Consider the following 1,729-nt stretch of genomic DNA (forward strand, 5'->3'; position numbering starts at 1 on the left):
CCTTGAATGAAAAACTAAAACCCAACTGAAAATACGTCTAATAATCAAAATTCTGTTCTGAGGTCAAATAAAGCCCTAATAATGGATGTTCAAATTCAAATATCATGCTATAATTAAGGCATTCCAGATAGCAGGTATATATTTGTTTGCATGATTAACAGACGGCTGGCTACTTGTTATGCAAAAGTAAATGCGACCCGTCTATTTAATACCTATTGACAAATCGATTACTATCTGCAGCTTCGGTCTAATTACTTTTTAACGAATAAATCTGGCATTAAATGCACTTCATCTGGCGGGATGAGGTGCATTTTTAATAATGACATTAATGCTTTGAAATCTTCATCATCCTCTTCTACGAGCTCGTATGGACTTTTATTTCCAAGTCCAGGACGTTTTACACTATTGATATGATTCATTAATAAAGTCATATCTTCTTGCGTGTATGGGTTTAAGCTTTTTCCTTTTGGCACGGCATAACGAATAAATTCATGATTCTTCTCGATACACCCTTTTTGCCATGAAGCCATTGGATCACAGTAATAAAGGCTTGTTCTATAAACTAGGAAGCCATCCTCATCCAGCGTAAGTTCTAACTCATCTACCTTCTTGAATTCGCTGCCGTTGTCAGTCAATATAACCGGAAACAACCGTCTAAAAACATCTATTCCCAATCCTGTCTCGAGATAGTCCAGAACCCTTTTTACGGATTCTGCTTTTCCATCTGGCATCAGGAATAGTAGCATTACGTTGTTCTTTCTAAAGATCATTGTAAGCAAACGCTTTCCAGATTCTCTAACGCCTTTTACAGTATCCATTTCTGTTACTTCATCTTCTGAATATTTGAATTTCATCGCATACTCAAAATCCTCATATGTCCTACACTGTCTATACTCCATTGAGTGAAATCCATTGATATCGTTGTACTTTTTCTTTCGTGGTTTGTAGCCTGTCTTTCTTCTTAAATCTATGTTTTTAATAGATAAGGCACCTTCATCGATATAGTTATAAAGTGTTCTCAAACACACTGGCATTTCATTTTCATGTTCTGCATATATGTGTGTTAAAGGCTGGCCTTTCTTAACAAGTCGAGTCACAAGTTCATCCAATTCTTCCTTCTTTTCATCAGAAAGTCTAACTCCTTGTCGACTCTCCGATCTACGACGAGTTACAGCTACATCAGCGAATTTCGCACTGTAAATATACTTATCTTTGTTGCAAAGCTTTTTATCCTTGCAGTTATTACAAACATACGGAGGCGAATCAAACTTATGGCAAGCAACTGATACATATCTATCGCATACCTTGGTACAATCCACTCCTCTGCAAAGTCTACACTTTGTATTACAGGCTTCTTCATCACAGCCGCACAAATTCCTTACTGTGCATTGTCTTGCCATGCGGCAATCTTTTCCATTCGGGTAATTACCTTTAATGAAGGTTCTGTTTTCTTTAACTTCATGTGCAATAGTAGATGGATGTCTGCGAAGTCTTTTTGCTATTTTTTTGAATGACTCCCCGATGCATATCCCAGTTTCTATTGCTATTCGATCTGACAGGTCCATTTGTCCGCTAGCATTGTAATAATTCATATCTGCTCCTTTCCCAGCAGATAGTAATCGATATAACCAATATATCATGCCTTGGAAAAGGCTGTAGAAAAAGTAAACTAGACCTTTTATAGCCATTTTCAGTTGTCAAAGTACAGGTTTAATTTTTCATTTTAGGT

The 1,729-nt window shown here is 36.8% G+C and carries 1 protein-coding gene; it reads right to left on the reverse strand.

What is annotated here, in order from left to right:
* Nucleotides 1–251: 251 nt before the first annotated feature.
* Complete coding sequence (locus NBH03_RS15785; protein ID WP_250800132.1) at nucleotides 252–1,592, reverse strand: IS30 family transposase; 1,341 nt, start codon at nucleotides 1,590–1,592, stop codon at nucleotides 252–254.
* Nucleotides 1,593–1,729 lie beyond the last annotated feature (137 nt).

The organism is Coprococcus intestinalis (genome assembly GCF_023656595.1).
Taxonomy (GTDB): Bacteria; Bacillota; Clostridia; order Lachnospirales; family Lachnospiraceae; genus Coprococcus_A; species Coprococcus_A intestinihominis.

Coding starts and splice junctions, on each gene's coding strand:
- NBH03_RS15785 (WP_250800132.1), bottom strand. CDS start 1,592: ATGAATTATTACAATGCTAGCGGACAAATGGACCTGTCAGATCGAATA.